The organism is Pseudidiomarina homiensis (assembly GCF_003987225.1).
Classification (GTDB): domain Bacteria; phylum Pseudomonadota; class Gammaproteobacteria; order Enterobacterales; family Alteromonadaceae; genus Pseudidiomarina; species Pseudidiomarina homiensis.
On sequence record NZ_PIPX01000001.1, the window covers coordinates 147,907 to 174,895 of the forward strand.

Below are 26,989 nucleotides of genomic sequence, written 5' to 3' on the forward strand. Positions count from 1 at the left end.
ACATTGCAATAAGTATACAGGGCCTAGGGCACGATGTTAAAACCAGCATTACGAGAACGAGTCGCAGCACCCCCGAAAAGTTGGCAGGATATTGCCAACGGCGAGTGGCTGCGTTGCCAAGTCGAGCAGATAGTGGCATCGCACATCGAGCGTTTGTATGGCTATCACTTCGCCACGGTAGGGCGCTTAACTGCGCAATTGCAGCTACCGCACTCCGCAATCAAACATTGTTTTAGTCTTGCTGGTGAAGCATCCAATAACGTGCAGGTTTGCGCGGAATCGATCCATTTGCCTTTTGCGGAAGCGAGCTTAGATGCTGTTCTTTTGGCTGGAGAACTTGAATTTGCCAAAGATCCCCACCAGATACTTAGAGAAGTGAATCATAGTCTTATTGCTGATGGTAAATTGATTTATGTCGGTTTTAACCCGTTAGCGTGGCACCAAATCCAGCAGCTATGGCCAGCGAATGTGAACCAATACCCGTGGTGTGGCCGTTCATTTACACGATCGAGAGTGCTGGATTGGTTAGCGTTGTTAAATTTTGAAGTGAGCGAAGCGCAGTATTTTGCTCCAGGTTTTTTGCAACAGCGGTGGCAATGGCCTGAGCGACTTGCCAGCAAGGTTCATAACTGGGTACCGCAGTTGGCGAGTTGTTATGTGATTGTCGCGCGCAAACGTGAGTACCCGTTAACGTTGTTACCCGAGCGTGCGCAACGTAAGCGGGTACAGCCGAATTTACAAACTGTTCCATTGGCGAATCAAACGCAAATAAAGGAGTTATGATGTTAAGTCCACAAGAGTTATGTGCGAAGGCAAAAGGTAACGTGCAGGAGGTCGATATTGAGCAACTGCAGGAGCGAATTGCTGAAGGCGCTCGAGTGATCGATGTGCGTGAACCCGGTGAATATGCAGCCGGCCACATTCGTCAGGCCGTGAATATGCCGCGTGGTGTCTTAGAAATGCAATTAAACCAACATCCCGATGTTGCTGGGTACGACGATGCGCTACAACGTATTGCCGAGCAACCGTTGTATTTAATTTGCCGTTCTGGCGGCCGTTCTGCGCTTGCTGCAGAATCATTGCAGCGTATGGGATTTGACAAGGTTTACTCGGTTGACGGTGGCATGCAGGCTTGGGAAGAGAAAAAATACCCGCAAGTCACAGGTGAATAACCGTTCTCCGTCTAACCTTCGTAGCCAGTGTCATCAGCTAAATCTGAGCCACTGGCTGCTTGTCTTGCTAATTCGTCACAACGTTCGTTTTGTGGGTGACCAGCGTGACCTTTAACCCACTTCCAATGTATTGAATGACGTTGGGTTGCTGCATCCAGCGCACGCCACAGATCTGCATTCTTTACCGGTTTTTTCGCCGCCGTACGCCAACCATTAAGCTTCCAGTTGTGAATCCACTTTTGAATACCGTCTTTCAGGTACTGACTATCGGACGTCAGGGTGACGTCGCAGGGCTGGTTAAGCGCTTCTAAGGCTTTGACCGCAGCCAGCATTTCCATGCGGTTATTGGTGGTTAATCGAAATCCAGCACTAAGTTCCTTATGATGCTTACCGTATTCGATGACAATACCGTAGCCGCCTGGGCCTGGGTTACCTAAACAGGAACCATCGGTATAAATGTGTACCTTTTTCTTAGCTGCATTCACGCGTTGGGCTCCTGCCAAAGTGGTGCATCAATTAGCTTCAAACGCTCTAAATGTGCTTGTTCTTCTTCAGCAGAGGCCTTAACGACGCGCAATTGAGGCTTATTGCTGACTCGACTCCAGTCGACGGTTTGGCCATTGTGTTGATGGCTTTTCTTTTGTGTAGCTAATTCGAGCTTCGTTTGCCCGCCAGTCATCATTAGATAGACGTCAGCCAACAGTTCCGCATCAAGTAATGCGCCGTGGAAGGTCCGATTGGAGTTATCGATGTCAAAGGCGCGACAAAGGGCATCGAGATTATTCTTTTGCCCCGGGCGCATTTCGCGTGCCAGCATTAGCGTATCGAGAATCTTGCAGTAATCGGTCGTCTTGCCAAAGCCATTACGTAGCAGGGCAAATTCATGGTCGATAAAGCCGACGTCAAACGCCGCATTATGAATCACTAACTCACTACCATCGATGAACTTTAGAAAATCATCGGCAACTTGTGAAAAAACCGGTTTATCTTGCAGGAATTCGTTGGTAATGCCATGAACTTCGATGGCTTCTTGTTCAACCACACGCTGCGGATTGATATACACATGGAACGTGTTCCCGGTCAGCTTGCGGCCAATCACTTCAACAGCACCAATTTCGATAATGCGATGGCCGCGCGCGGGGTCGAGGCCGGTGGTTTCCGTATCGAGAACGATTTGTCGCATCGTAATGGCTTCCTTTGGTACGCGAGTAATGAATGAAAGAGTACCTTAAAGTGTAGGGTTTGCGAACCCGCGGCAAGGCTTAAAACTTGTAAAAATAGTACGATCTGATTGTTTTTCAGGCAAACGGAATAAATCTTCAAAAAAAAGGTTGACGGGAAAGAACAGCCCTCGTAATATTCGCTCCGCATTCGGGGGGACCCACTCGGGAAACCCAGAATCAGGAAGTTGGAGCGGTAGTTCAGTTGGTTAGAATACCGGCCTGTCACGCCGGGGGTCGCGGGTTCGAGTCCCGTCCGCTCCGCCACTTTCCTGAAACGCAAATCACCGCTGCGGAGCGGTAGTTCAGTTGGTTAGAATACCGGCCTGTCACGCCGGGGGTCGCGGGTTCGAGTCCCGTCCGCTCCGCCATTTCAAACATGATTTTCTGTTGTGGAGTGTTGCGCGATGAGTACGGTTTCGGCCTGCTTGACGTGTGGGGCTTGCTGCGCCACCTATCGTGTTTCGTTTTACTGGGGTGAAGCTACTGGCGCTCCTGCTGGTTTTGTTCCCTCTGAACTCACCGAAAACTTTCACCCGCATCTACTGTGCATGCAAGGTACTAACCAAGCTAGTCCGCGTTGCGTCGCCCTTGAAGGTACCATCGGCAAGCAAGTAGGGTGCAGTATCTACAGCAACCGTCCGTCGCCTTGTCGTGAGTTTGTCGCCGGCGACGAAGCAGCGAATCCTTTTTGTGATAAAGCTCGGGCCAAACACGGTCTGCCACCATTAATTCCTGTTAAAGAAGTAGCGTAATCCGCTCAAATGCTGGTTTTGCGCTACGAAAAGCTCTTGAGCCCCTGTTTACCAACGGTTACATTATTGAACGTTATAACTCAGCCCTATCTGTTAAGGTAGAGAGCTACATTATTCACAGGGGAGTCCTACTCATGCGTAAAAGCCTGATCGCCGTTGCTATCGGTGCAGCACTTACTGTTGCTGCATGTGCCGATAAAGAAGCAGCGCAAACAACTGACCAACAAGCAGAACAACAAGTTCAACAAGCCGAGCAGCAAACAGCTGCGGCGGAATTTAACGAAGCCAATCCGTTCTACGCGGAAAGCACACTGCCGTTCCACGCACCAGATTTCACTAAGATCGAGTTTGCTCACTATGAACCTGCATTATTAGCGGGTATGGAAGAGCATGCGGCAGAAATCGAAGCGATCGCAACCAATCCTGAGCCAGCGACTTTCGAGAATACCATCGTCGCAATGGAAAAATCAGGTGCGTTACTTAGCCGCGTTAGTTCGGTCTTTGGCAACGTTGCTGGTTCTGCAGGTAATGATGACTTCCGCGCGCTGCAAGTCAAAATGGCACCGAAGTATGCAGCCCATGGTGACAATATCAGTTTAAACCCAGAACTATTTGCGCGGGTAAAAGCGATTTACGAAAACCGTGATCAATTTGAAGGTGAAGAGCTTCGCCTTATCGAAGATACGTACAAAGGTTTCGTGCGCGCCGGTGCCGAGTTGAACGAAGAGCAAAAAACGCGCATTCGTGAAATTAATTCTGAGCTGTCTTCGTTAACGACCGAATTCCGTAACAACCTGATGAACTTGGTTGACGAAAACATGGTCGTGGTTGAAGACAAAGCTGAACTGGCTGGTTTGAGCGATTCACAGATTGCGCAATTAGCAGCAACTGCAGAAGCCAAAGAAATGCCTGGCAAATACGTGATCACTGTCACGAATACAACGCGTCAGCCAATTTTACAGTCGCTTGAAAATCGCGAGCTTCGTGAGAAAGTTTGGCGTGCGTCTGCCGAGCGTGGCACAGGTAACACAGCGACCGATAACCGTCCATTAGTGAAGAAAATGGCTCAGTTACGTGCCGAAAAAGCACAGTTGTTAGGCTACGAAAACTGGGGCGCCTACGTGCTTGAACAAAGCATGGCAGCGACGCCAAGTGCGGCTCAGCAAATGCTGCGTGACTTAGTGCCAGCCGTAGTGAGCAACGTTGAAGCTGAAATGGCTGAGATCCAACAAGTCATTGATGGCGAAGGCGGTGAGTTCGACGTTCAACCGTGGGATTGGGCATTCTATGCTGAAAAAGTGCGTGAAGAAAAATACGCACTGGATTCGAACGAAGTGAAGCAATACTTCGAGTTCAATCGCGTGGTTGAAGATGGTGTGTTCTACGCCATGAATCAATTATTTGGTATCACTTTTGAAAAACGTGATGACATTCCAACGTATGCGGACGACATCGTCGTTTACGAAGTCAAAGATGTTGACGGTGAAAGTCTTGGTTTGTTCTACGGTGACTGGTTCACGCGTGACGGCAAGCGCGGCGGTGCTTGGATGAGTTCATTCGTAGGTCAATCACACCTACTCGGTAACAAACCCGTTATTCTAAATAACATGAACATCACCAAGGCAGCAGATGGCGAACCTACGCTATTGAGCTTTGACGAAGTGAGTACCATGTTCCATGAAATGGGCCATGCCTTACACGGTATGTTCTCAGATGTAACTTACCCGTCATTGGCCGGTACTTCAGTATCGCGTGACTACGTTGAGTTCCCGTCAACCTTCCAAGAAGATTGGACGTTGAACCCGAAAGTTATTGCGAACATGGCTAAACACCATGAGACCGGCGAGCAAATTCCACAAGAACTGCTCGACAAAGTGATGGCAGCGAAGAACTTCAACATGGGTTATGACACCCTTGAGTACATTGCTGCAGCATTGTTGGACTTGGAATATCACACACTGACGCCTGACGCAGCTGCCGGTATTGCCGACGTCAATAGCTTTGAGCAAGCGGCCCTCACTCGTAACGGCGTAGCGGTGGAAGCTGTTCCACCACGTTACAAATCTAACTTCTTTGCTCACGTATTTGCTGGCGGTTATTCCGCAGGTTACTACGCCTACATGTGGTCAGAAGTTTTAGCCGCTGACGCGTTTAAGTTTGTTCAGGATAACGGCGGTCTTGCGTTGGAAAATGGACAAGCTTTCCGTGATGCCATCTTGTCAAAAGGCAACAGTAAAGATCCGATGCAACAGTACATTGACTTCCGTGGCCAGAAGCCAACCGTTGATGCGCTACTTGAGCGTCGTGGTTTAACAGCGCCAACAATCGACTAATCGCGACTGCAACTTTAGTCGAAATTAGCGTATTAAAAAGCCCGACAAATCGTAAAGGTTTGTCGGGCTTTACATTATCATTACATTGTTATCTTGCTGAATTCCTTGGGTTATGCCATATATTAAGTTCATATTCTTTAAGAATATGTTAACTCATGTGGAACTTAATCCAGGGAATATAATCATGAAAACACCATTTCAATTATCTCTATGTGCACTTGCTCTGAGTGCCTTTTACTCACCGCAAACAATGGCTCAAGCACTCGATGATAGTGCTGAAGCGGATGAGCGAATTCAAGTTACCGGTTCGCGTATTAATCGCACCGACTTAGAAGGGGCATCGCCGGTTGATGTTATTTCGCGCGACGAAATTGAAGCCTCCGGTTTTTCTAACCTACAGCAATTGCTTGAACGTAATCCAGCTGCCGGTGTAGGCACGTTCTCAACACGTGGGAACAGTCAAGACTCCACCGCTAATGGTGGGGCTGCTGTTAGCTTGCGCGGTTTTGGAGCCGATGCGACGTTGGTTCTTGTTAATGGACGTCGGGTTAATGTGTCGGCTTTTGCTGAAGGTGTGGCGAATTCTTTTGTGGATATCAATACCATTCCAGTGGCGGCTATTGAGCGTATTGATATTTTGAAGGATGGCGCTTCGGCCATTTACGGGTCGGACGCCGTTGCCGGCGTGGTCAACGTTATTCTGCGTGACGATTACGTGGGTACGGAGTTTAATGCTGGTTATGGTGGGACTACGGGACCATCTTATGACGAAACCACGTTTAGCACTGTTTGGGGAAATGGCGATTCGTCAGGTAACACCACGGTTATTCTGGATTATTTTAAAAATTCATCGATCATGGGTTACGAAATGGGGCGTTTTGGTACCGCAAACCAAGCACCTTATGGTGGTAACGACTTCCGTTCATCGCGCGGCTATCCGGGCAACTTCATTCTCAATGGTGAAGTAGTCATCGACCCAGATTGTCCTGCGGAAAACGCCTTCGGGCAAACCTGTGTGTATGATTATGGTCCTTGGACCATGACCATTCCAGAAGCTGAGCGGGTCGGCGCACTGATTCTCGCCAACCGACAACTGAGCACTAACGTCGAGGGCTATGTCGAAATAGCGGCGCAACACAACTCGTCAATGGCAGGTGGTGCAGCGACACCATTAGATCTCGATGCGGGGCTCTACGTGCCAGCCGACCACCCAAATAACCCTTGGGGTGAACGCGTCGACATTAACCGCTATCGCACTGTTGATGCAGGAAACCGTGTTTGGAGTATCGAGTCTGATACTTTACGCTTAGTAGCTGGTTTGCGCGGTATGGTCGGTATGTGGGACTGGGACGTTGCAGTGCAAAAAGCCCGAAGTCGTTCACTGCAAACAGGGGATAAGTCACAAGGCTGGGTTCGCACTGACTTTCTACAGCAAGAAATTAACGCAGGTCGCTACAATCCCTTTGGTGGTGTCACCAATCCACAAAGCGTTATCGATGCGATTACTACCAGCCTCGTACGCCGTGGCGAGTCGCATTTAACAGCAGTAGACGGCAGTATCACTGGTGAGGCATTTGAGCTTGGCGGACGTCAAGTTATGATGGCGGCAGGTTTTGAATACCGTGAAGAAGATGTTGAGGATATTCCAGACGACCAATTCCAGCGTGGTCTGATCTTTGGTACGGAATCGGTGTCGGCAAGTGCTGAACGTGACCAGTGGGCAGCTTATGTAGAGTTCCTCGCACCGCTGACGGATGATCTTGAGCTAAGTGTTGCTGCTCGTCACGATGATTACAGCGATTTCGGTACCACAACGAATCCACAGGTGAAGCTGCGCTGGACGGCAACTGATACCTTAAGCTTCCGCGCTTCTTACGGTGAAGGCTTCCGTGCTCCGTCATTGGCACAGATTGGCCTTGGTCCGTCACAAGTATCACAGTTCTTCCTCGATACCTATCGCTGTCCAGAGGTTGATCCGAGCAACCCAGCGTGTGCGGCAACCGACTATACGATTGTCTTTGGTGGTAACCCGAACCTTGAAGCTGAAACTTCGGAAAGCTGGAACCTTGGCGCAGTTTGGCAGGTAACTCGTGACTGGGATATCAGCGCGGACATCTGGTCAATCACGCAAGACAATAAAATCGACCGAAATGACTATGAGTTGGTCTATCAGGCTGAGTGTGATAACCAAAACAGTACCGTATGCGTGCGTTTAGATCCGCTGCCCGGCGAAACCCTCGGTCCGTTGTCGCGGTTGTATAACAGCTACATCAATATCAGCTCGCAAGAGGCGAGTGGTATCGACTTCTCGACCAATTATGGGATGTCGCTTGATGACATGGGTGACCTCAAGTTTGCGTTGGATTGGTCGTATATGACTAAGTTCGAGAAAAACGGTATCGATTACGCTGGTGAATACAATTATCCTGAGCATCGTTGGGTTGCTTCGACCGACTGGACACGTGGATTTTTTGGTGCAACTGCAACTTTAACGTACATCGGTGAGTTTGAAGATTACCAAGCTCCACAAGCTGTCGAGTCGAGTGAGGCGCGCACGATTGATGCGCAAACGCTCTTGGATCTGCAAGTACGCTATGACGTGTCAACCAGCATGCAATTAGTTCTGGGCGGCACGAACGTGCTCGACGAAGAACCACCGTTTGCAATTGGTGATGGTGATGGCGACCTTTATGGTTACGCATCATCTGTCCATAACCCTCGCGGTAGCTTTGTGTACGGTAAATTCAGTTATAAGTTTTAATTCGATGACCAAAGCATAAAAAAGGGACGGCTCTACCGTCCCTTTTTTTATGGCGAATTTTAAGTAGGTTCGGGTTGATAAACAAACCAGGTCACTAAGGCTACAGACGCTAGGTAAATGAATGCACCACGCATGGAAGCGTCGCCAAGCTCGGTTTGCCACATTTGGAAAAAGGCACCGCCGATGACTTGGAAAAAGCCAAACCAAACGAACAATGCAATTCCTGCACCTATAAGAACCCAAGACTTCTCGGCTTGGAAAAGTTTGGATGGGGCGTTGCGCACTTGGATGAGTTTCCATACAGCGACTAAAAACACTAGGCCAGCAGTGAGCTCGGCGGCAATAACCAATGCTGCTGCCAGCCATATAAGTGTGGGTTGTGAGATCGCAAAGGCAAAAGTAGCAGGATAGTAATTATGGTTTTCCATGCCCATCACCGCCGCCATTACACTGTATACCGCATCCAGATTGGCAATATTTTGCAGCGCGTAAAATAGGCACAGTAGCGCTAAGCTAGCGGTAAGTAAGATTTTAAGCCATTTAAGTACCATGTTGGTTTCCTCTTTGTTGTTATTTGTTCGGTTAACCATGCGAATGGCCACTTAGAGAGATAGACCCTGGCTGCTGAACTGTCAAAGATAGGGGCTTAATTCATGTGATGAATAGTCAAATTCAAGCTTTGCTTACTGGTCTATAATCCGCTTTCTTGCTATACTTCGCGCCACTTTTCACATCCTTTGCGAGCCTATTGGCGACGAACGTTTTTTCGTCGATTTAGGTAAGTGCAACCAAGTAAGGAATGACAATGGCGAATGACAAATCAAAGATTATTTATACGGAAACGGATGAAGCGCCACGTTTAGCGACCTATTCGTTACTGCCTATTATCCGCGCCTTTACTGAGGCTGCTGGGGTGTCAGTTGAAACTCGCGATATTTCATTGGCTGGCCGTGTAATTGCATTGTTCCCTGAATTTTTGACCGAAGAACAGCGCATCAATGATGCTTTGGCTGAGCTTGGCGAACTTGCGAAAACGCCTGAAGCGAACATTATCAAGTTGCCAAATATCAGTGCTTCGATCCCACAATTGACAGCGTGTATTAAAGAGTTGCAAAGCCAAGGTTACGCCTTGCCGGATTACCCATTTGAGCCAAAAACTGATGAAGAACGTGACATTAAAGCTCGTTATGACAAGGTTAAAGGCTCTGCGGTGAACCCTGTGTTGCGCGAAGGTAACTCTGACCGCCGTGCGCCAGCATCAGTAAAAAATTATGCGAAAAAGCATCCTCATCGTATGGGCGCGTGGAGTAATGACTCCAAGACCCGTGTTGCACACATGGATGATGGGGACTTTTATAGCAGCGAGCAATCGACCACTTTCGCACAAGCTGACGACTTAAAGATTGTTCTGAATACACCAGCCGGCCAAACCGTATTAAAAGACTCGGTAAAAGTCTTAGCTGGTGAAGTCGTTGACGCCGCGCGTATGGACGTTGCGCAACTGCAAGAATTCTTTGCGCGTGAAACCTCGAAGGCAAAAGACGAGGGTGTATTGTTATCGTTGCACCTGAAAGCAACGATGATGAAGGTTTCTGACCCTATCATGTTTGGTCATGCGGTGAAGGTGTACTTCAAAGCGTTGTTTGATAAGCACGCTGATCTGTTCAAAGATTTGGGTGTTGATGCGACGAATGGTTTCGGTGATGTGCTTGCGAAAATCGCTGAACTGCCAGCCGAGCAACGCGCCGAAGTTGAAGCCGACATCCAAGCGGTGTACGAGAATCAACCTGATTTAGCCATGGTGAACTCGCACAAAGGCATTACGAACCTGCACGTTCCAAGTGATGTCATCATCGATGCATCGATGCCGGCGATGATCCGTGACTCAGGTAAAATGTGGAATAAAAACGATGAGCGCCAAGATACCCGTGCGATGATCCCAGATCGTTGCTACGCAGGTGTTTATCAAGAAACCATTACTTTCTGTCGTGAAAACGGTGCTTTCGACCCAGCAACCATGGGAACGTGCCCGAATGTTGGTTTGATGGCGCAAAAAGCTGAAGAATATGGTTCTCATGATAAGACTTTTGAAATTCCAGCAGATGGTACTGTGAAAGTACTGAATCAGGCAGGTGAAGAAGTATTCAGCCACGACGTGAAGCAAGGCGACATTTGGCGCATGTGTCAGGTCAAAGACGCACCAATTCGCGATTGGGTGAAACTTGCTGTTAATCGTTCACGTTTGAGTGGCATGCCAGCTGTGTTCTGGCTAGATGCGAATCGCGCTCATGATGCGCAGTTGATTGAGAAAGTAACGACTTACCTCAAAGAGCACGACACTGATGGTCTTGATATTCAGATCATGGCGCCGGTCGACGCCACTCGTCATACCTTACAACGTATGAAAGAAGGTAAGGACACTATTTCAGTGACTGGTAACGTTTTACGTGACTATCTAACTGACTTGTTCCCAATCCTTGAACTGGGTACTTCAGCTAAAATGCTGTCGATCGTACCTTTGATGAACGGTGGTGGTTTATTTGAAACTGGCGCAGGTGGTTCAGCACCGAAACACGTACAACAGTTCGTTGAAGAAAACTATTTGCGTTGGGATTCATTGGGTGAGTTTTTGGCACTTGCTGCCTCGTTGGAGCACTTAGCTCAGCGTACCGATAACCAACGTGCTCAGATTTTAGCTGATGCGTTGGACAAAGCGACCGCTAAGTTCCTCGAAAACGATAAGTCGCCTGCACGTAAGCTAGGTCAAATCGATAACCGTGGTAGCCACTTCTATTTAGGCATGTACTGGGCTGAAGCCTTGGCTGCGCAGACAGACGATACAGATTTGGCAGCGCGCATGGGTAAACTAGCAAGCTTCCTTAACGACAATGAACAACAGATTGTCGATGAGCTTAACGGTGTACAAGGCAAGCCAGTTGAAATTGGTGGTTATTATCAACCAAATGGTGAACTCGTTTCGACCGCAATGCGGCCTTCAACAACCTTGAATGAAGCGCTTGCAAATCTGTAAGTTTGACTAACGGATAAGTTAGGTAAAAGAAACAAAAGCCGCAATTTAGATTGCGGCTTTTTTGTATTTAATGCACCACCAGAGTTTCCGGCTCAGCACCTGGAACTTGGTAGCGTATTCGATTGCGCCCTTCGCTCTTGGCCTGATAGAGAAGGGTATCGACATCTTTCACCGTGGTTTCCCAGTTTGGTGGTGTTCGGCTACTTGCGATGACCCGGCAACCGCCACTTAAGGTGATATGCAAACGCCCAGCGCTGGTGTGAAATGGCTTTTCGCTAATGTCGTTGAGTAACTTGCGCGCAACTTGTAACACCTGTTCGGCATTCACGTGTTCTAACACTAAAAGAAACTCTTCACCGCCCCAACGCACTGCCATATCGGTCTTCCGCACAGCTTGTTTTAATCGCCGCCCGAATTCGATGAGGACTTCGTCGCCTACACTGTGGCCGTGTTTATCATTAATGGTTTTGAAGTGATCGATGTCGATGATAAATACTGCATGATTGCCAGTGTATAGACGTTTTTCGTCGCGAAGTAACTGATCATAAACAGCACGACGGTTATAAAGACCGGTTAACGGATCGCGTAGCGATTGTTCGTGCAATTCGGCGTTCGCTTCATTCAGCAAGGCATTCAATTTACGCGTTTTACGGTAGCCGAAGGCGAAGAGTAGAATGAGCAAAACCAATGAGCCGGCGGCAAGAGCAAAAAGCTGTTGTTGACGTTGTTGCACGGCGAGTTCTTGTGTTTGTAGGTCGGCCTGTTGTTCGAGAAGTTTAATTTCGTATGATTTCTCCGCAGCTTGGTAACGCACCTGTAGCTCGTTAACTTTCTGATCTCGTTCAGCCGCCGCGAGCTCTGACGTCATTTGCACTTGTTGTTTTAGTATTTCTGCTTGCTTTTGATACTTACCCGCAACCTCATAAGCCTTGGCAATATGCGAAAGTAAGATGGCTTGCTCACGTTTTTGCGCAAAGCTATTAAATACTTCAGCGGCTGCCAACATCTCTTGCAGACCTTGCTCGTGCTGTCCTTGGAGTACCTTGATATAGCCTAAGTTAAACTCTGTCACCGAACGTTCGTTGACATTGCCGATTTGCTTGGCAATCGCTAGCCCCTGCTCCAAATAGAGTTTGGCCTCGTCGAGCTGTTCCATCAGCAGCTTGGCTGCTCCAGCATTGTTGTAGGCGAGCATCTCAACACGTGGATTATCCAGTTGTTTACCGGCCTCAGCAGCTTTTAGAAAAGCAGCAACGATTTCATCAGAGGGGCCTTGTTGATATTGACGAGAGTAGGCTGCGATTAAATAGAGATCGGCAAGGTGATTAGTGTTGCCCGTGCGTAACGCTTCTGTGATGGCGCGCTCAGCAGTCTCTGCGGAAGCTTGCCAACGGCCTAAGTTGGCTTGAATGCGCGCTAAATGAAGATTCAAAAACTGGCGCCGGCGCTGCTGTTCGCTGGGTTCGGTTTGCGGAATGAGTGTTTGTGCGGCAAGCAAATATTCCAAGGCTGCGGGAATTTGCCCGTTTTGTTGTAAGGTGCGAGCAATCAAGTGATTCGCATTGTAGCGCACGCGTGGGTTGGTGACATCGGGCAACCAAGCTTCTATTTTCTTGGTTTGCGCAAGAGCTGCCGCATAGTCAGAATTGGCAAGGTAGGCTTCAGCGATATCGATGTGTACTTCGGCTATCGCATTAGGATTCCCAGATTTTTCTGCAATAATAAGAACCTCATCGGCGATCGCAAGTGCTGCAGGAAGCTTTTGTTCCATTGCCAATGAGACGATTTGATAGCCTTGCGCACGGACAAAGGTTTCGATTGGCGTACCGACATCAACGGTTCGCAGTAACTCTTCTAATGCAGCATGATTACTCGGCGTGAAGTCACCGTCCATGAGCTCATTTAAGCGCGCTTCAAGCTCGGGATCTTGTTGTGGTGTTGTCGTCGCAGGAGTAACGGGCGATTGTTCGTCGAAGAGTCCCGTGTAAGTTTCTTTCAATTCGGCGAACGCAGGAGTGCTTAGCAATGACAATGCAAAAACGATGAAGGTGATCGCAGGTTTGTTCTGATAGCGCATTGCAGTGCCATACCAAGATTGCGGTTACATGTACTAACCTTACTCGGTCAGCGAGAAGCTGTCTAGATTTTGTCCAAGCTTTTAGTGTCGAAAATGCCTAAAGTGCTGCGGAAAAAAACGCAACGATTTCCTTCGGATAACGAGCAAAGTCGACAAACCCATGATCGCCACCTTGCTCTATGGTGTGTTTTGCATCGGGGAGGGCAGCTGTCGCTTCACGATAGTCCAACAATTCATCGCCAGTTTGTACCAGTAACCAACAGGTTTGCGGTGTTAATGCTGATGGATAGTGAGGCTCAAGTTGCTGTAGCGTTTCGACGTAGCTTTCGCGCCATTCGTATGGGCTGTCATCGAAATAGTTGATCGCTTGTCCTAAAGCGCGCCGTAACGATTTGCCCGCGTGCATAGACGGATTGATAAGTGTGACCTTGAGGTCGTATTTCTGTGCCAATGCGTGAGCATAAAAACCACCTAATGATGATCCCATCAAGCACAATTGCTTAGGCGCTAACATTGCGTTGAGTTGTTCGACTAACTCTGTCAGGGTTTGCCATGCTAACGCCGGAATATGAGACAGCGACGGGGCGATAAACCTGATGTCGTGTGCGGCGCAATAGTCACGCATAATTTGTGCCTTGCTGCCAAAACCGTTAGAACCGAAACCATGAATAAACAAAATGACAGGTTGCATGCCTACCTCGATTGCACTGAGTCGTACGTGGGATGTATTTGTATCATAGTTACTGGTGACACTGCAGCAATTTGTGCTAGCTTATGAAATCATTTTTTAACAACTTTGAGACAAAGTACCCATGACAAAGTTAATGCACTTTATTTATTGGTCGGTGATTATCATTTTAGCTATGTTGCTTTGGCGGGAGCACCAAGACATGCCGTCAAGTAGTGGTGTAACCACTATTGAGAAAAGTGCTGAAATCAATTCAGCGGCGCGCGAGGCAACGCAAACTGAAATCACGAGTGCAGATGTCGAATCTAATGATAGTGCGACCGCAACATGGGTATCTGCAGACGAAGCGAATGGCGTCCCACCAACAGCGGCGGCCGACGATGGCGCGCTAGCTGATAACGACGAGCAATTGCCGTCAGCGCCGGAAGCGACGAACAATGACGCCAATGAAGACGCGAATGCGCGCATGCTAGCACAGCTTCAACGTGCGCAAAATTATCCTCAACGTTTGCAGCGTGAGGGTGTTGATCAAGATTGGAACTATCAGGTAACCAGTGATGTTGAGCGTGTATTTGCCGACGTTACCGGGCTTGATAAGGAACATTTGGGCGGCGTTACCTGTCGTATGACGTTATGTGAGGTGCTGGTGTCGGCACGTACAGGTTCGCCCATTGATACCATGATGCGGCTGCAAAAGCGTTTGATCGAGATGCCGTGGTACACCGAAGACTATTCAACAATCTTCGATGCCACGGACAGTGACGGTTTTTATCGCATTTACTTAGAGCGCGAGCGCCCTTAGCACATCTCGGGTGAAGTCGTGCTCATTGAAACCGGGCTCACCAGCAATATCGTAGCCACGGCGAACGATGACGAGATTACGACTGGGGATAATCACTAAGAACTGGCCCCGATTTCCGCGCGCCGCAATGGTGTCATTGGGGAGTTCCGGAAAGCGTTCGTTGTATAGCCACCATTGTGCGCCGTAACCGGGAGCTGCTGTCGGCGGTTGTGCTGGAGCAGGGCTGCTGATGTAGTTCAGCCAGTCCGCGGGTAAGATTTGTTCGCCGTTCCAGACGCCATTATTGAGGTGTAAAACGCCGAGTCGCGCAAGATCACGGGCGGTGGTCCACACTTGCGACGAAAGAATGAAATCCCCCTGCCAATCGGTCTCTAAAAACGTGTGTTCCATGCCGACTTTGTCGAGCAATTGCGCATAAGGGAAGCGCAGGTAGTCGTCGAGTGTGGCGAACCGCTCGCGTAACGTACGTAGGGCAAGTAAGGTGTCATTATTAGCGTACTTCCAACGCTCACCTGGGGTGACTTCTAATGCGCTTTCTGTGGCGGTATCGCTAACCAGTCCTCCCCCCATGTAGACACGGTCGGTGCGGTTACCCGCTTTATTACTGTCGAGCCCCGATGCCATGTGTAATAAGTTTTCGAGGGTTATGGCGCGACGAGGGTCGAGTTCGTGGGACCAGTTTTCGAGACCTGCGGGTTCGTCAACTTCGAGCAAACGTTGCTGCACAGCGGCGCCAATGACGCTGGCGCCGATACTTTTGGCAACCGACCAAGTGCGTTGTGCTGTTTCTGGTGTAAAACCCGGTTGATACTTCTCGGCGATAATATGTTCAGGACTAACCACCAACACAGCCGATGTTCGGGCGCCGCTGCCGTACGCTTTGCCGAACGCGCGGTCAATCACTGCAGTTAAGGCTTGTTGCTGTTCATCGTTGAGTCGTAGAGGGCGTTCCGCCCACGGTGCGCCATCGTCGCCACTGGAAGCTACTGCATCAGCAAAAGGATTAGCGACCTTAGCGATAGCGTTGATGCTGGCACCTACCGGTAAGTCGACACAACCGAGTTTTGGCCGCCAAACCGAAATGCGTGCACGTTGTCCTTCATCGTAGGTAACGCGAACATAGCGGTGGTCACGGTTGATTTCTGGCTCCATTTGCTGAACTTTGTCAGCCACCAGCGGATAGATCCCAGTGAGCTCGTCGCGACGAATAGCGCTAACTTCTTTGTTACCATTAAACACTGCGCTACAGGTAAAACCGGCGAGGTAACCTGCAGCATAAGCGTTTTCGGTGGTTTCGGTTTCTGCCGCATTGCTTATCTGCAGAGCACTCAGCGCCAACAAGGCTGAGCTTAATGTGGTCATCGAAGTACGTCGCATGCTGAATACCTTAATTGGAATGGTTAAGCGTGATTTTAATCACCTCGGTTTGATTGGTCACGTACAGTACCCGCTTGTCGGTCTCAACTAATGTCACATTCGCCGTAAAGTTGGGTAGCGAAATGGTTTCTTTTAGTTCGCCTGTTGGCGCATAAACGTAAATTCCTTCAGGACCTGCCACGTACAAGGTACCATCGCCTGCTACCGCCATGCCGTCCATGCCTTGATCGTAGTCACCGTCGAGCTCGGCAAAGAGTCGTTTGTTACTTACTCCTTCGGCGGTGACGTCGTAAGCAAAAATTTGCCAACGGTAGGCGTCGGTTACATAAAGCGTTGTTTGTTGAGGGTTAAGGATAATGCCATTGGGGCGATGCAGTTCATCGTCGATGAGTGTCAATTCGCCAGTGGGAGACAGCGCAAAAACACCGGAAAAAGAGAGTTCTTGTTGTTCTTCGCTAATGGCAAAGGGCGGATCGGTAAAATAGAGTACGCCGTTGTCGCCCAGCACAAGGTCATTTGGACTGTTGAGGCGTTTGCCCTGATACTCCGTGGCAAGTGCTGTTTGGGTGCCATCTTTATTTAACCGAGCGATGCGTCGCGCATAGTGTTGTGCCATCACTAACTGGCCGTCGTGGTCGACGATTAAGCCGTTTGCTTCGCTGGAGGGGCGCACCGCTACTTCGGTTGTTGAGTCGGGCTGCCAACGCCAAATGGTGTTGGCGGGAATATCCGAAAACCATAGCGCGTTATCATGCCAAAGAGGGCCCTCAGTAAACTGGTGACCGTCACTAATCACCTCGATGTGATGCTCTTGCGCTACGGCGCATGGCGCAAGAACCACAAGCAAAAGTGTACTTAGCAGTATGTTTTTCATCATTTAAACCTCATGAAATGGGTGTCGCCTGAGCTTAGCTGATTAACACAGAAAAGACACCATGACAGATGGAATCAGAACATGACATCGGTCGAAGCATGCGGCACAATAGATGCATAGTCTCACGATAAGAAAAGCCGATTGCGCATGACGGAACAAGCTCAAGAATCAGCGCCGACCTTTATTCATTTACGGGTACACAGCGATTTCTCGATGATCGATGGCCTTGCCAAAGTTGGACCCATTTGCGGTGCGACCGCAGACCTTGGAATGCCAGCCTTGGCGTTAACCGATCAAATGAATATGTGCGGCCTTGTGCGGTTTTATCGCACCACTCAAGGTAAAGGGCTAAAGCCCATTGTTGGCTGCGACTTATGGGTGTTACCAGAGGGCTGGACGCCGGACCATCAAGAGCCCCCATTCCGCTTAACTGCGTTGGCGATGAACAATGACGGTTATCAGCAGCTTACCCAATTGATTAGCCGCGGCTATCTAGCCGGACACCGCGCTGGGCGACCGTGCGTGAATAAGGAGTGGCTTGCTGAGCATGCAGAGGGCTTACTGTTACTAGGCGGTGGTCGTGAGGGTGATGTCGGTCGTAAACTTTTACAAAACCGCAAAACCGAAGCAGAAGCCGAACTGGCGTTTTACCAACAGCATTTCCCTGATCGCTACTATCTCGAGTTACTGCGCACTGGGCGTCCGCAAGAAGATGATTATTTGCATGCGGCGGTGGCATTGGCGGCCGAACATGACGTGCCGGTGGTGGCGACCAATGAGGTAGTGTTCCTCAAACCGGATGACTTTCATGCCCATGAAGTGCGGGTTGCAGTCGCCGATGGCTACACCCTTGATGACAAGCGCCGTCCGAAAAAATACAGCCGCGAGCAATACTTAAAAAGCTCCGCTGAAATGGCGGAGCTGTTCGCCGATATTCCAGAGGCACTCGCCAATACGGTGGAAATTGCCAAGCGCTGTAACGTCACCATCACGCTTGACGAGTACGTTTTGCCTGAGTTTCCGACCGGTGGGATGACGCCAGCGGACTTCTTGGTCAAGAAATCGCAAGAAGGGCTCGAAGAACGATTACAACAACTCTTTGCTGACGAGATTGAGCGTACAGAAAAGCGTAAAGAATACGACGAGCGCTTAAAAATAGAGCTCGACGTGATTAATCAAATGGGCTTTCCTGGCTATTTTTTGATCGTCATGGAGTTTATCCAGTGGTCAAAAGATAACAACATACCTGTCGGCCCCGGGCGTGGTTCAGGCGCTGGTTCATTGGTTGCCTATGCGTTAAAAATCACTGACCTTGATCCGCTAGAACTCGATCTACTTTTCGAGCGATTCTTGAACCCCGAGCGGGTCTCTATGCCGGATTTCGATATCGATTTCTGTATGGAGCGCCGCGATGAGGTTATCGATCATGTGGCGGAACTGTATGGTCGTGAAGCGGTCTCGCAAATTATTACCTTTGGTACCATGGCCGCCAAGGCATCGATTCGTGATGTTGGCCGTGTCCTCGGCCACCCCTACGGTTTTGTCGATAAGATCACCAAATTAGTGCCGGGCGATCCCGGCATGACCCTTGAAAAAGCTTTTGAAGTCGAGCCACGTCTCCCTGAAATGTACGATCAAGATGAAGATGTGCGTGATCTGATTGATATGGCACGGATTCTTGAAGGGGTAACGCGTAATGCCGGCAAACATGCTGGTGGTGTCGTTATCGCACCCGAGAAAATCACTGATTTTTCGCCGTTGTACTGCGATGAAGAAGGGAAACAACCGGTTACTCAGTTCGACAAAAATGATGTCGAAGCTGCCGGCTTGGTGAAGTTTGACTTCTTAGGTCTGCGTACTTTAACCATTATCCAGTGGGCACTGGATATGGTGAATGACAAACGCGCGCGTACAGGTGATGGGCCGATTGCCATTGAGCGGATTCCACTCGATGATCCGAAGTGCTTTAAATTATTGAAGAAAGCCCAAACCACCGCGGTATTTCAGCTTGAATCGAGCGGCATGAAACAGCTGATTAAGAAGCTGTTGCCCGATAGTTTTGAAGATATTATCGCCTTGGTGGCGTTGTTCCGGCCTGGGCCATTGCAGTCAGGCATGGTCGACAACTTTATCGATCGTAAGCATGGTCGCGAGCAGATCTCGTATCCCGATAAAGACTACCAACATGAGTTGCTGCAGCCGATTCTGGAGCCTACCTACGGGGTTATTTTGTACCAAGAGCAGGTCATGCAGATTGCTCAGGTGTTGGCAGGTTATTCACTCGGCGGAGCCGATTTGCTGCGCCGTGCCATGGGTAAGAAAAAACCAGAAGAAATGGCCAAGCAGCGTGCGGTTTTTGCGGAAGGTGCTGAAAAGAACGGCATTGACCCAGATCTGGCGATGAAAATCTTTGACTTGGTAGAGAAATTCGCTGGTTATGGTTTCAACAAATCACACTCGGCTGCCTACGCTTTAGTGTCCTATCAAACGCTATGGATGAAAACCCATTATCCCGCAGAGTTTATGGCAGCAGTTATGTCGGCCGATATGGATAACACTGACAAAATCGTTACCTTGGTCGATGAGTGTGAACAAATGGGACTGAAGTTGCTGCCACCTGACGTCAATGTCGGTCAGTACAAATTTACCGTGGATGATGAAGGTCATGTTGTCTACGGCATTGGTGCGATTAAAGGTGTCGGCGAGGGCCCGATTGAGGCAATTCTAGCGGCTCGTAATGAAGGTGGTGAATTCAGTGATCTCTTCGACTTTTGCTGTCGGGTGGATTTGAAAAAGCTCAATCGCCGAGTGTTGGAGCGCTTGATTCGTGCCGGTGCCATGGACTCATTGGGGCCACACCGTGCGGCGCTGATGGCAACCTTGGAAAAAGCCATGCGCCAAGCAGAGCAGCATGCGCGTGCGGAAGCAATTGGCCAGTCAGATTTGTTCGGGGTTCTTACGAGTGCAGCCGATACTGACACTATTGAACATGAGTTTGAGCAGGTTGCAGAGTGGCCCGAGGCAGTTTGGCTCGACGGCGAGCGGGAAACCCTTGGACTATACTTAACCGGACACCCGATCAATCGCTTTCGACGTGAATTACGCAATTATGTGCCCTGTAACCTAAGTGACGTACGGCCGACAGGGCGTGATCAAATGACCACCATTGCTGGGCTCGTGATCGACATGCGGGTTATGGTGAATAAAAAAGGTGCGCGTTGGGCGATTGTGACGCTAGATGACAAAACGGCCCGGTTTGATGTACGCTTTTTTGCGCAAGATTATGAAAATTACGAGCATTTGCTGGCGAAAGACCAAATTTTGGTCATAAAAGGAGAGGTCAGCTTTGATGATTACTCGGGGGGCAATACAATGACCGCCCGAGAAGTGATGACCATTACGGGTATGCGTGAGCAATATGCGAAAGGTTTGCGCGTTGCGGTGCGGCCTGAACACCTTGAAGGTGCAGGTATGAAGCGCCTCCTCGCGACATTGCAAGCCTATAAAGGCGGCGCTTGCCCGCTGTTGATCGACTATCAACGGCCCGATGTGAAAGCGAGCTATCAAGCCGCAACCGAATGGTTCATAACACCAGAAGATGAATTAATTTATGAGCTGGAACAGCAGCTTGGACCGCAACAGGTCGCACTAGAATTTTGATCCGCAACGGCATATTGCCGTTGCATATGGGAGTCCAAATGAATTTGCAATTTTTAGAGTTCGAGAAGCCAATTGCTGAGCTACAAGCACAAATTGACGAGCTGAAGGCAGTCGGTGCCAAAGGTGACTTCGACATTTCCATCGAAGAAGAGATTGCTAAGCTGCAAGAGAAGCGGGAACAGCTGATCGAAAAGATTTTCGGTGACCTAGGCGCTTGGCAAGTCGCGCAGATGGCGCGTCACCCGTTGCGTCCTTATACCTTGGACTACATTGAGCATATTTTTACCGATTTTGACGAGCTCGCCGGTGACCGTGCGTTTGCCGACGATCGTGCAATTGTCGGCGGTACTGCGCGCCTTGATGGTCAACCAGTGATGATTATTGGTCACCAGAAAGGGCGTGAGACGAAAGAAAAAATCTTTCGTAACTTTGGTATGCCAAAACCTGAGGGCTATCGCAAAGCGTTGCGTCTTATGGAAATGGCTGAACGCTTTAAGATGCCGATTATTACCTTTATCGACACGCCAGGGGCATACCCAGGTATCGGTGCTGAAGAGCGCGGGCAATCAGAAGCTATCGCACGGAACTTGAAAGTGATGGCGCGCTTGAACGTACCTATTGTTTGTACTGTTATTGGTGAAGGTGGTTCAGGTGGTGCACTGGCGATTGGCGTCGGTGACCGCGTGAACATGCTGCAATACTCAACGTATTCGGTCATTTCGCCTGAAGGCTGTGCTTCGATTTTGTGGAAGAGCGCTGAGAAGGCCTCAATTGCTGCCGAAGCAATGGGCGTAACCGCAGATCGCAGTCTTGAGCTAGGCTTGATTGATCAGATTATTCCAGAGCCATTGGGTGGTGCGCATCGCGATTACACGGCCATGGCACAAAGCCTGAAGCAGCGTTTGTTAACCGACTTGAGTGAGCTGAAAGGTCTGGATAAAACCGCGTTGCTCGAGCAGCGTTACCAGAAGCTCATGTCGTTTGGTTATTGCTAAACAGCGGCGTCATCGACTTACGTGAACACTGAGTATCGCGACCTTTATCCTGAATTTGCCGCAGCGTTAGCCAAACTAACGCTGCGACCGCACCAACAACTCGTTGCCTGTCTTGGCGGCGGCGCCGATTCGCAAACTATTCTTGATCTGCTCGACCGCTGGCGCAGCGAGCATCCTGACTTTAATTATTTAGCTATTCATCTTGATCACCGCTTTCATCCGAGTTCCGGTGAGTGGGCCGAAGGTCTCCGCCAGGACTGCCTGCGACGCAACTTTCCAATGCTCTGTGAAGTTTTGCCGGTGCCGCAGGGGGCAAGGATTAGCAAAGAAGCGGCGGGGCGTGAAGCGCGTTATCAGCGGCTCAATGAGCTTGCTGACGATGATGCGGTAATGCTGCTCGGACAGCATCGCAATGATCAAATCGAAACGTTTCTGCTACAGCTCAAGCGCGGAGCCGGACCAAAAGGCTTGGCCGCAATGGCTCAGACCATCGATGGCGAAGCCGCTCATCGTTCTGGCTCTCAGACGTGGCTGCGCCCTTTGCTGGGGGTAAGCAAAGCCGAAATCTACGCTTATGCTGAACACCACAAATTACACTGGATCGAAGACGACACCAATTATGACACAGCAATAGATCGTAACTTCTTGCGGCATGAGGTGGTGCCGAAACTTGAAGAGCGCTGGCCTCAGTTTGGTAATTCGGTGTTACGTAGTGCCCAGCTTTGTGCAGAACAGCAAGATGTTCTTGAAGAGTTACTGCATGAGCAACTGAAACCGGCGGTGAACGAAGCAGGGGAACTGGCGGTTGATCAACTGAAGTCGCATTCTGCGGCCACGCAGCGAGCTTTACTGCGCGCTTGGCTGCACCAAAATGGTGCAACGATGCCGTCGTATGCGCAACTTGAACAAATACGCACTCAAATGGTGCAAACCGGCAATGATAAACAGCCCCAAGTCGCATGGGGGCGTTTTTTACTGACTCGGTCTCGCGACCGCTACTTGCAATTGCAGCAACGCACCAGCAGCTAAGGATAGAACATGGCGGCTCCTCCAGTGGCACAGAACCAACGTCGTGCATTGATGTTTGGCTTAGCCGCAGTGGCGCTTTGGTCGACGGTGGCAACTGCGTTTAAGCTTGCTTTGGGCTATCTAACGCCACTACATCTGTTGTTTCTCGCCGCACTGACCAGCACCCTTACCTTTTTTGCTCTGCTCGTCTGGCAAGGTCGCTGCATAGAAACCATAAGGCTAGGGCGGCAGCGTTGGCTGTTCTATTTGGGCCAAGGTGCACTTAACCCATTTGTGTATTATTGGGTGCTCTTCGCTGCCTATGACCAACTCCCCGCTCAGCAAGCCCAAGCCATCAACTATACGTGGGCGATTACCATGGCCTTGTTAGCAGTGCCGATGTTAAAACAACGCTTAACGAAACGGGAGCTGTTGGCAATGGTGGTGGCCTACGGTGGCGTGGTGTTGATAGCCACTGGAGGGCAATGGAATTTTGCCGAGACCAATTGGCTGGGAATAGGGTTAGCACTATTAAGTACCCTGTTGTGGGCGAGTTATTGGCTGATCAACACCAAAAATAAAGACGCACCTATCCCAGCAATGTTTTGGTGCTTTGCTTTTGGTAGCTTGTTGTTAGCGCTGGCGCTGTTGTTTGACCCGCGTCCGTTGCCTTGGCACGAGTGGCGAGCTCTGGCGGCAGCGGCCTATGTCGGCTTATTTGAGATGGGTATCACATTTTTACTTTGGTTGACCGCCATGCGCACAGCCGAACGAACGTCGCAACTATCAATGCTGATTTTCTTGAGCCCGTTCATGAGTTTGTTACTTATTTACTTTATATTGGATGAAGTTATTCAAGTTACGACCTTAATTGGACTAAGCTTGATTTGTCTTGGTCTATATCTACAAAGGAAAAAAGTATGAACGGAGCCTTCGCTGACGTACTGCTGTTGCTAGCTATTGCGGTGGCATTGGTGTGGGCTTTTCGGCGCATAAAATTGCCTGCAATTTTGGCCTATTTGGTGGCCGGAATTATCGCTGGCCCCGACGTAACCGCTTGGATCAAAGATCCCAATGACTATCATTTCGTTGCTGAGTTAGGTGTCGTGCTCTTACTCTTCTCGCTCGGTTTGGAATTCTCATTGCCGAAAATGATTGCCATGCGCCGCCTTGTATTTGGGCTCGGTGCTGGTGAGGTCATCATCTGCACGTTGATTTTTGCCGGATTAGCTTACATTTGGATGGGCGATTGGACGGCGGCGATGGTTATTGGCGGTACACTGGCGTTGAGCTCAACGGCGGTGGTGATAAAACAATTAGGGGAGTCCTCCCAGCTGACCACCCGCAAAGGGCAGGCCACGGTCTCCGTGTTGTTATTCCAAGATATCGCCGTGGTGCCAATGTTGATCATTATTCCATTACTTGCTGCTGAGAATGCACAAGTAGGTATCTGGGAGAGCCTCGGCATAGCGTTGCTCAAAGGGGCTGGTGTCGTGGTCGTCCTGATGGCCATTGGCAAATGGGTGCTACCCCACATCTTTCGCGAGATTGCGCGCTTGCGTACCGATGAACTCTTTGTCCTGGCAACGCTGTTGGTCGCATTGGTTGCTGGTGGTCTCACCCACGTGTTTGGGTTGTCGATGGCGCTGGGGGCGTTCTTAGCTGGGATGATGTTGGGTGAAAGTAAGTACAAGCATCAGCTTGAAGCGGATATTCGCCCATTTCGCGATATTCTGATGGGCCTTTTCTTCATCACTGTAGGCATGCAGCTGAATCTGGCTGTGTTCTGGCAGAATCTACATTGGATTTTACTTGCCGTTGTGCTTATCGGCGCGATAAAGATGGTCGTTGTGCGCCTGTTAGCTGGCGGTATGGGAGAGCGCGAGGAAGACGCATGGGGCGCCGGCCTGATGCTATTCCAAATGGGAGAATTCGGCTTCGTCTTAGTTTCGTTGGCACTGACCTATGCCTTACTACCACAGGACATCGCATCGCTACTGGTCGGGGTCGGTGTACTGGGAATGGCGGTCACGCCGCTGGTTATTCAACGCTGTCGGCAATTAGTGACGCCACTGGTTCGCGGCCGCTCGCGGAGTGACGAAGAAGACATCACTCAACCCGATGTATCTGAGCCTAAACGCGTCTTGGTGCTTGGGTTTGGACGTGTCGGACAGACCATTAGCCGCTTTTTAACCAATGAAGGCATTGACCATCTGGCCATTGATCACGACACCAAGCGCGTACAAGAGGCTATTGCTGGTGGCGCAAAGGTCTATTTTGGCGATGCTGCGCGGCGTGACATCTTAAAAGCTGTGCACGCCGATCAGGTAGAATTGATCATCATTAGTTTTGCTGAAGACTATAAAGCTCTAGAAGTACTTAAAGCGATTCGTGAGGTCAACGACCACGCCGAAATCATTGTGCGCTCGCGTGATGACCTACGATTACAAGAAATGATGGCGGCTGGGGCGACACAAGTCGTACCTGATACCTTAGAGGCGAGCCTCATGTTGGTATCGCAAGTCTTGAGTCGCTCAGGCATTCCTATTCGCCGAATTTTGTCGCGCTTGGATCAGGCTCGGCGTTCACACTATGGCGACATGCACGGCTTTTACCCTGGTGAAACCACCGATATGGATCCAGAAAAAATTGACCGACTGTTGTTTTTACATGCGGTACAACTCAGCGACAATGCTTATGCGTGCGGTAAAGAACTTCGCCAGCTCGGTCTGGATGAACTCGCCGTACAAGTTAAGTCGGTACGCCGTGGTGACGAGGAATTCAGTGAGGTACACGGTGACTTTAGCTTGGCGAAGGGTGACGTGGTTTTGCTTGCCGGTGGTCCACGCGCAATAGAAGCGGGCGAAAGTTACCTACTGAACGGTTAATGTTACAGTTGTTACAACTCGCAACATAATCTGCCTTAATAATCACTTAAAGGTGGCGCATACTATGCGCCATCTTCATGTTCGAATGGAATGATCTCAATGGCTTTTAAGAAACGTGCTTTACTTCCCCCTCTGATCATCATTGTGGCGATTGCCCTTGTGGTTTTGCTCGGAATGTTGCGTCCGCAGCTACCGATGCGCTCAATGGAACGCCCAGCGGTACTTGTTGAAGTACAAGAGGCACAACCCGAAGACATCAATTTGTTAGTCAGCGGGCAAGGTAACGTGATGGCCAAGCATACGACCAACTTAGTGACGCAAGTCAGTGGTCAAGTAATTGAGATCGCAGCTAATTTCCACAATGGCGGCTACTTCAATGAAGGCGACATGCTGGTCAAGATTGATCCTCGTGACTACGAAGTGGCATTACAGAACGCGAAAGCCAACTTGGCTCAAGCTAAAGCTGCACTTGCAGAAGAAAGTGCCCGCGCAAAAGTCGCCAAGGAAGAGTGGGAGTCCTTACAACTGGGAGAAATTCCTGCTTTAGGTTTGCGTGAGCCTCAGGTTGCCAGTGCTGTTGCCGCCATGCAGTCGGCAGAAGCAGCTGTCGCGAAAGCGCAACGTGACCTTGATCGGACCGTGATCCGCGCACCTTTCGCCGGTTTATTACAAAGCAAAAATGTCGATCTCGGCCAATTTGTGAATGTCAGTAGCCAAGTCGCACAATTGATGGGAACGGAAGTGGCAGAGGTTCGTGTGCCGCTGAGCGATCGTGACCTCGCTTATTTAAACTTGCCTCGTCGCGAACAAGAAACAGACTTTCCACGTGTGCGCTTGAGCTCATTTGTTGCAGGTGAAAAGTATGAATGGCAAGGTCGTTTGGTACGTAGCGAAGGTGTTTTAGACAGTAAGAGCCGAGTTATTTACGGTGTGGTCGAAGTGCAAGACCCCTATAACCGCGCGGGTGAGTCGCACGCAGAAATTTTACGCTTCGGTCGCTTTGTGCAACTCGAAATTGAAGGTAAGTATGTTGAAGATGTTTACCGCATTCCACGTTACGCACTCAATACCGACGGCAACGTTTGGTTGGTTGACGAAGAGCGTCGCTTAAAGCGCCAACATGTTGAGGTGCTCCGAGCTGAAGAAAACCAAGTCATCGTGAGTGATGGCCTCGAAGCTGGCGATAAAGTAGTGTTAACCCAGTTAGCCAACGCCTTACCGAGCATGAAAGTACGTCTACCAGGCGATCCAATGCCGCAACAAATGGAACAGCCAAAAGCGGCAGAAGATGATACTGCAGTGGCAGCGAAAGATAACGCTGACGCCAGCGGCGAATAAGGAGCTTAGC

The 26,989-nt window shown here is 49.8% G+C and carries 20 protein-coding genes and 2 tRNA genes; 15 read left to right on the forward strand and 7 right to left on the reverse strand.

Annotated elements, in window-relative coordinates:
• Positions 1-33: 33 nt before the first annotated feature.
• Both CWI70_RS00710 and CWI70_RS00715 read left to right on the forward strand, forming a co-directional pair.
• Complete coding sequence (locus CWI70_RS00710; protein ID WP_126769640.1) at positions 34-783, forward strand: class I SAM-dependent methyltransferase; 750 nt, start codon at positions 34-36, stop codon at positions 781-783.
• Positions 783-1,172, forward strand: coding sequence for a rhodanese-like domain-containing protein (locus CWI70_RS00715; protein ID WP_126769642.1), 390 nt, complete (start codon positions 783-785; stop codon positions 1,170-1,172). The genes CWI70_RS00710 and CWI70_RS00715 overlap by 1 nt, the downstream gene beginning before the upstream one ends.
• Positions 1,173-1,183: 11 nt before the next feature.
• Here the strand turns inward: CWI70_RS00715 and rnhA are convergent, their stop codons facing one another.
• A complete protein-coding gene (gene rnhA / locus CWI70_RS00720) occupies positions 1,184-1,657 on the reverse strand; it encodes a ribonuclease HI (RefSeq protein ID WP_198677628.1) in 474 nt (157 codons plus the stop codon).
• On the reverse strand, positions 1,654-2,355 hold the full coding sequence (gene dnaQ / locus CWI70_RS00725; protein ID WP_126769644.1) for a DNA polymerase III subunit epsilon: 702 nt from the start codon (positions 2,353-2,355) through the stop codon (positions 1,654-1,656). The genes rnhA and dnaQ overlap by 4 nt, the downstream gene beginning before the upstream one ends.
• Before the next feature lie 227 nt (positions 2,356-2,582).
• Here dnaQ and CWI70_RS00730 point away from each other — a divergent pair.
• The 5 genes from CWI70_RS00730 (at position 2,583) to CWI70_RS00750 (ending at position 8,241) form a co-directional block, all read left to right on the forward strand.
• Positions 2,583-2,659 (forward strand) — tRNA-Asp (locus CWI70_RS00730).
• Between the two features lie 27 nt (positions 2,660-2,686).
• Positions 2,687-2,763: transfer RNA gene (locus CWI70_RS00735), tRNA-Asp, on the forward strand.
• Positions 2,764-2,799: 36 nt separating this feature from the next.
• Positions 2,800-3,147 (forward strand): YkgJ family cysteine cluster protein, encoded by a 348-nt coding sequence (locus CWI70_RS00740; RefSeq protein ID WP_126769646.1) that lies wholly within the window; start codon positions 2,800-2,802, stop codon positions 3,145-3,147.
• Between the two features lie 134 nt (positions 3,148-3,281).
• A complete protein-coding gene (locus tag CWI70_RS00745) occupies positions 3,282-5,480 on the forward strand; it encodes a M3 family metallopeptidase (protein WP_126769648.1) in 2,199 nt (732 codons plus the stop codon).
• Positions 5,481-5,664: 184 nt separating this feature from the next.
• On the forward strand, positions 5,665-8,241 hold the full coding sequence (locus tag CWI70_RS00750; RefSeq protein WP_126769649.1) for a TonB-dependent receptor plug domain-containing protein: 2,577 nt from the start codon (positions 5,665-5,667) through the stop codon (positions 8,239-8,241).
• A 59-nt stretch (positions 8,242-8,300) separates the two neighbouring features.
• On the opposite strand, the gene CWI70_RS00755 is transcribed toward CWI70_RS00750, so the two are convergent.
• Positions 8,301-8,792, reverse strand: a complete 492-nt coding sequence (locus tag CWI70_RS00755; RefSeq protein ID WP_157980838.1) for a DUF2165 family protein — start codon at positions 8,790-8,792, stop codon at positions 8,301-8,303.
• A gap of 254 nt (positions 8,793-9,046) precedes the next feature.
• Here CWI70_RS00755 and CWI70_RS00760 point away from each other — a divergent pair, with 254 nt between their 5' ends.
• Positions 9,047-11,272, forward strand: a complete 2,226-nt coding sequence (locus CWI70_RS00760) for an NADP-dependent isocitrate dehydrogenase (RefSeq protein ID WP_126769653.1) — start codon at positions 9,047-9,049, stop codon at positions 11,270-11,272.
• 67 nt (positions 11,273-11,339) lie between these two features.
• On the opposite strand, the gene CWI70_RS00765 is transcribed toward CWI70_RS00760, so the two are convergent.
• Both CWI70_RS00765 and CWI70_RS00770 read right to left on the reverse strand, forming a co-directional pair.
• On the reverse strand, positions 11,340-13,349 hold the full coding sequence (locus CWI70_RS00765; RefSeq protein ID WP_126769655.1) for a GGDEF domain-containing protein: 2,010 nt from the start codon (positions 13,347-13,349) through the stop codon (positions 11,340-11,342).
• Positions 13,350-13,446: 97 nt separating this feature from the next.
• On the reverse strand, positions 13,447-14,040 hold the full coding sequence (locus CWI70_RS00770; protein WP_126769657.1) for a YqiA/YcfP family alpha/beta fold hydrolase: 594 nt from the start codon (positions 14,038-14,040) through the stop codon (positions 13,447-13,449).
• A 121-nt stretch (positions 14,041-14,161) separates the two neighbouring features.
• Here CWI70_RS00770 and CWI70_RS00775 point away from each other — a divergent pair, with 121 nt between their 5' ends.
• Positions 14,162-14,839, forward strand: coding sequence for a hypothetical protein (locus CWI70_RS00775; protein WP_126769659.1), 678 nt, complete (start codon positions 14,162-14,164; stop codon positions 14,837-14,839).
• Here the strand turns inward: CWI70_RS00775 and CWI70_RS00780 are convergent.
• Positions 14,819-16,216 carry a serine hydrolase domain-containing protein gene (locus CWI70_RS00780; protein ID WP_126769661.1) on the reverse strand — a complete coding sequence of 466 codons (1,398 nt, stop codon included), beginning with the start codon at positions 16,214-16,216 and terminating at the stop codon, positions 14,819-14,821. The genes CWI70_RS00775 and CWI70_RS00780 overlap by 21 nt on opposite strands.
• 10 nt (positions 16,217-16,226) lie before the next feature.
• Positions 16,227-17,093, reverse strand: a complete 867-nt coding sequence (locus tag CWI70_RS00785; RefSeq protein WP_126769663.1) for an SMP-30/gluconolactonase/LRE family protein — start codon at positions 17,091-17,093, stop codon at positions 16,227-16,229.
• 144 nt (positions 17,094-17,237) lie between these two features.
• Between CWI70_RS00785 and dnaE the strand changes: the two genes are divergently transcribed.
• The 6 genes from dnaE (at position 17,238) to CWI70_RS00815 (ending at position 26,979) form a co-directional block, all read left to right on the forward strand.
• Positions 17,238-20,750 (forward strand): DNA polymerase III subunit alpha, encoded by a 3,513-nt coding sequence (gene dnaE / locus CWI70_RS00790; protein ID WP_126769665.1) that lies wholly within the window; start codon positions 17,238-17,240, stop codon positions 20,748-20,750.
• Between the two features lie 38 nt (positions 20,751-20,788).
• On the forward strand, positions 20,789-21,745 hold the full coding sequence (accA, locus tag CWI70_RS00795; RefSeq protein WP_126769667.1) for an acetyl-CoA carboxylase carboxyl transferase subunit alpha: 957 nt from the start codon (positions 20,789-20,791) through the stop codon (positions 21,743-21,745).
• Positions 21,746-21,766: 21 nt separating this feature from the next.
• Entirely contained in the window at positions 21,767-22,774 is a 1,008-nt protein-coding gene (tilS, locus tag CWI70_RS00800) for a tRNA lysidine(34) synthetase TilS (protein ID WP_126769669.1), read from the forward strand.
• Between the two features lie 9 nt (positions 22,775-22,783).
• The gene (locus CWI70_RS00805; protein ID WP_126769671.1) at positions 22,784-23,677 is read left to right on the forward strand and encodes a DMT family transporter; all 894 of its coding nucleotides are present in this window, start codon (positions 22,784-22,786) and stop codon (positions 23,675-23,677) included.
• Positions 23,674-25,641: a cation:proton antiporter gene (locus tag CWI70_RS00810; protein ID WP_126769673.1), complete on the forward strand. Its 1,968-nt coding sequence runs from the start codon at positions 23,674-23,676 to the stop codon at positions 25,639-25,641. Before CWI70_RS00805 ends, CWI70_RS00810 begins: the two co-directional genes overlap by 4 nt.
• 99 nt (positions 25,642-25,740) lie before the next feature.
• On the forward strand, positions 25,741-26,979 hold the full coding sequence (locus tag CWI70_RS00815) for an efflux RND transporter periplasmic adaptor subunit (protein WP_157980839.1): 1,239 nt from the start codon (positions 25,741-25,743) through the stop codon (positions 26,977-26,979).
• Positions 26,980-26,989: the final 10 nt, after the last annotated feature.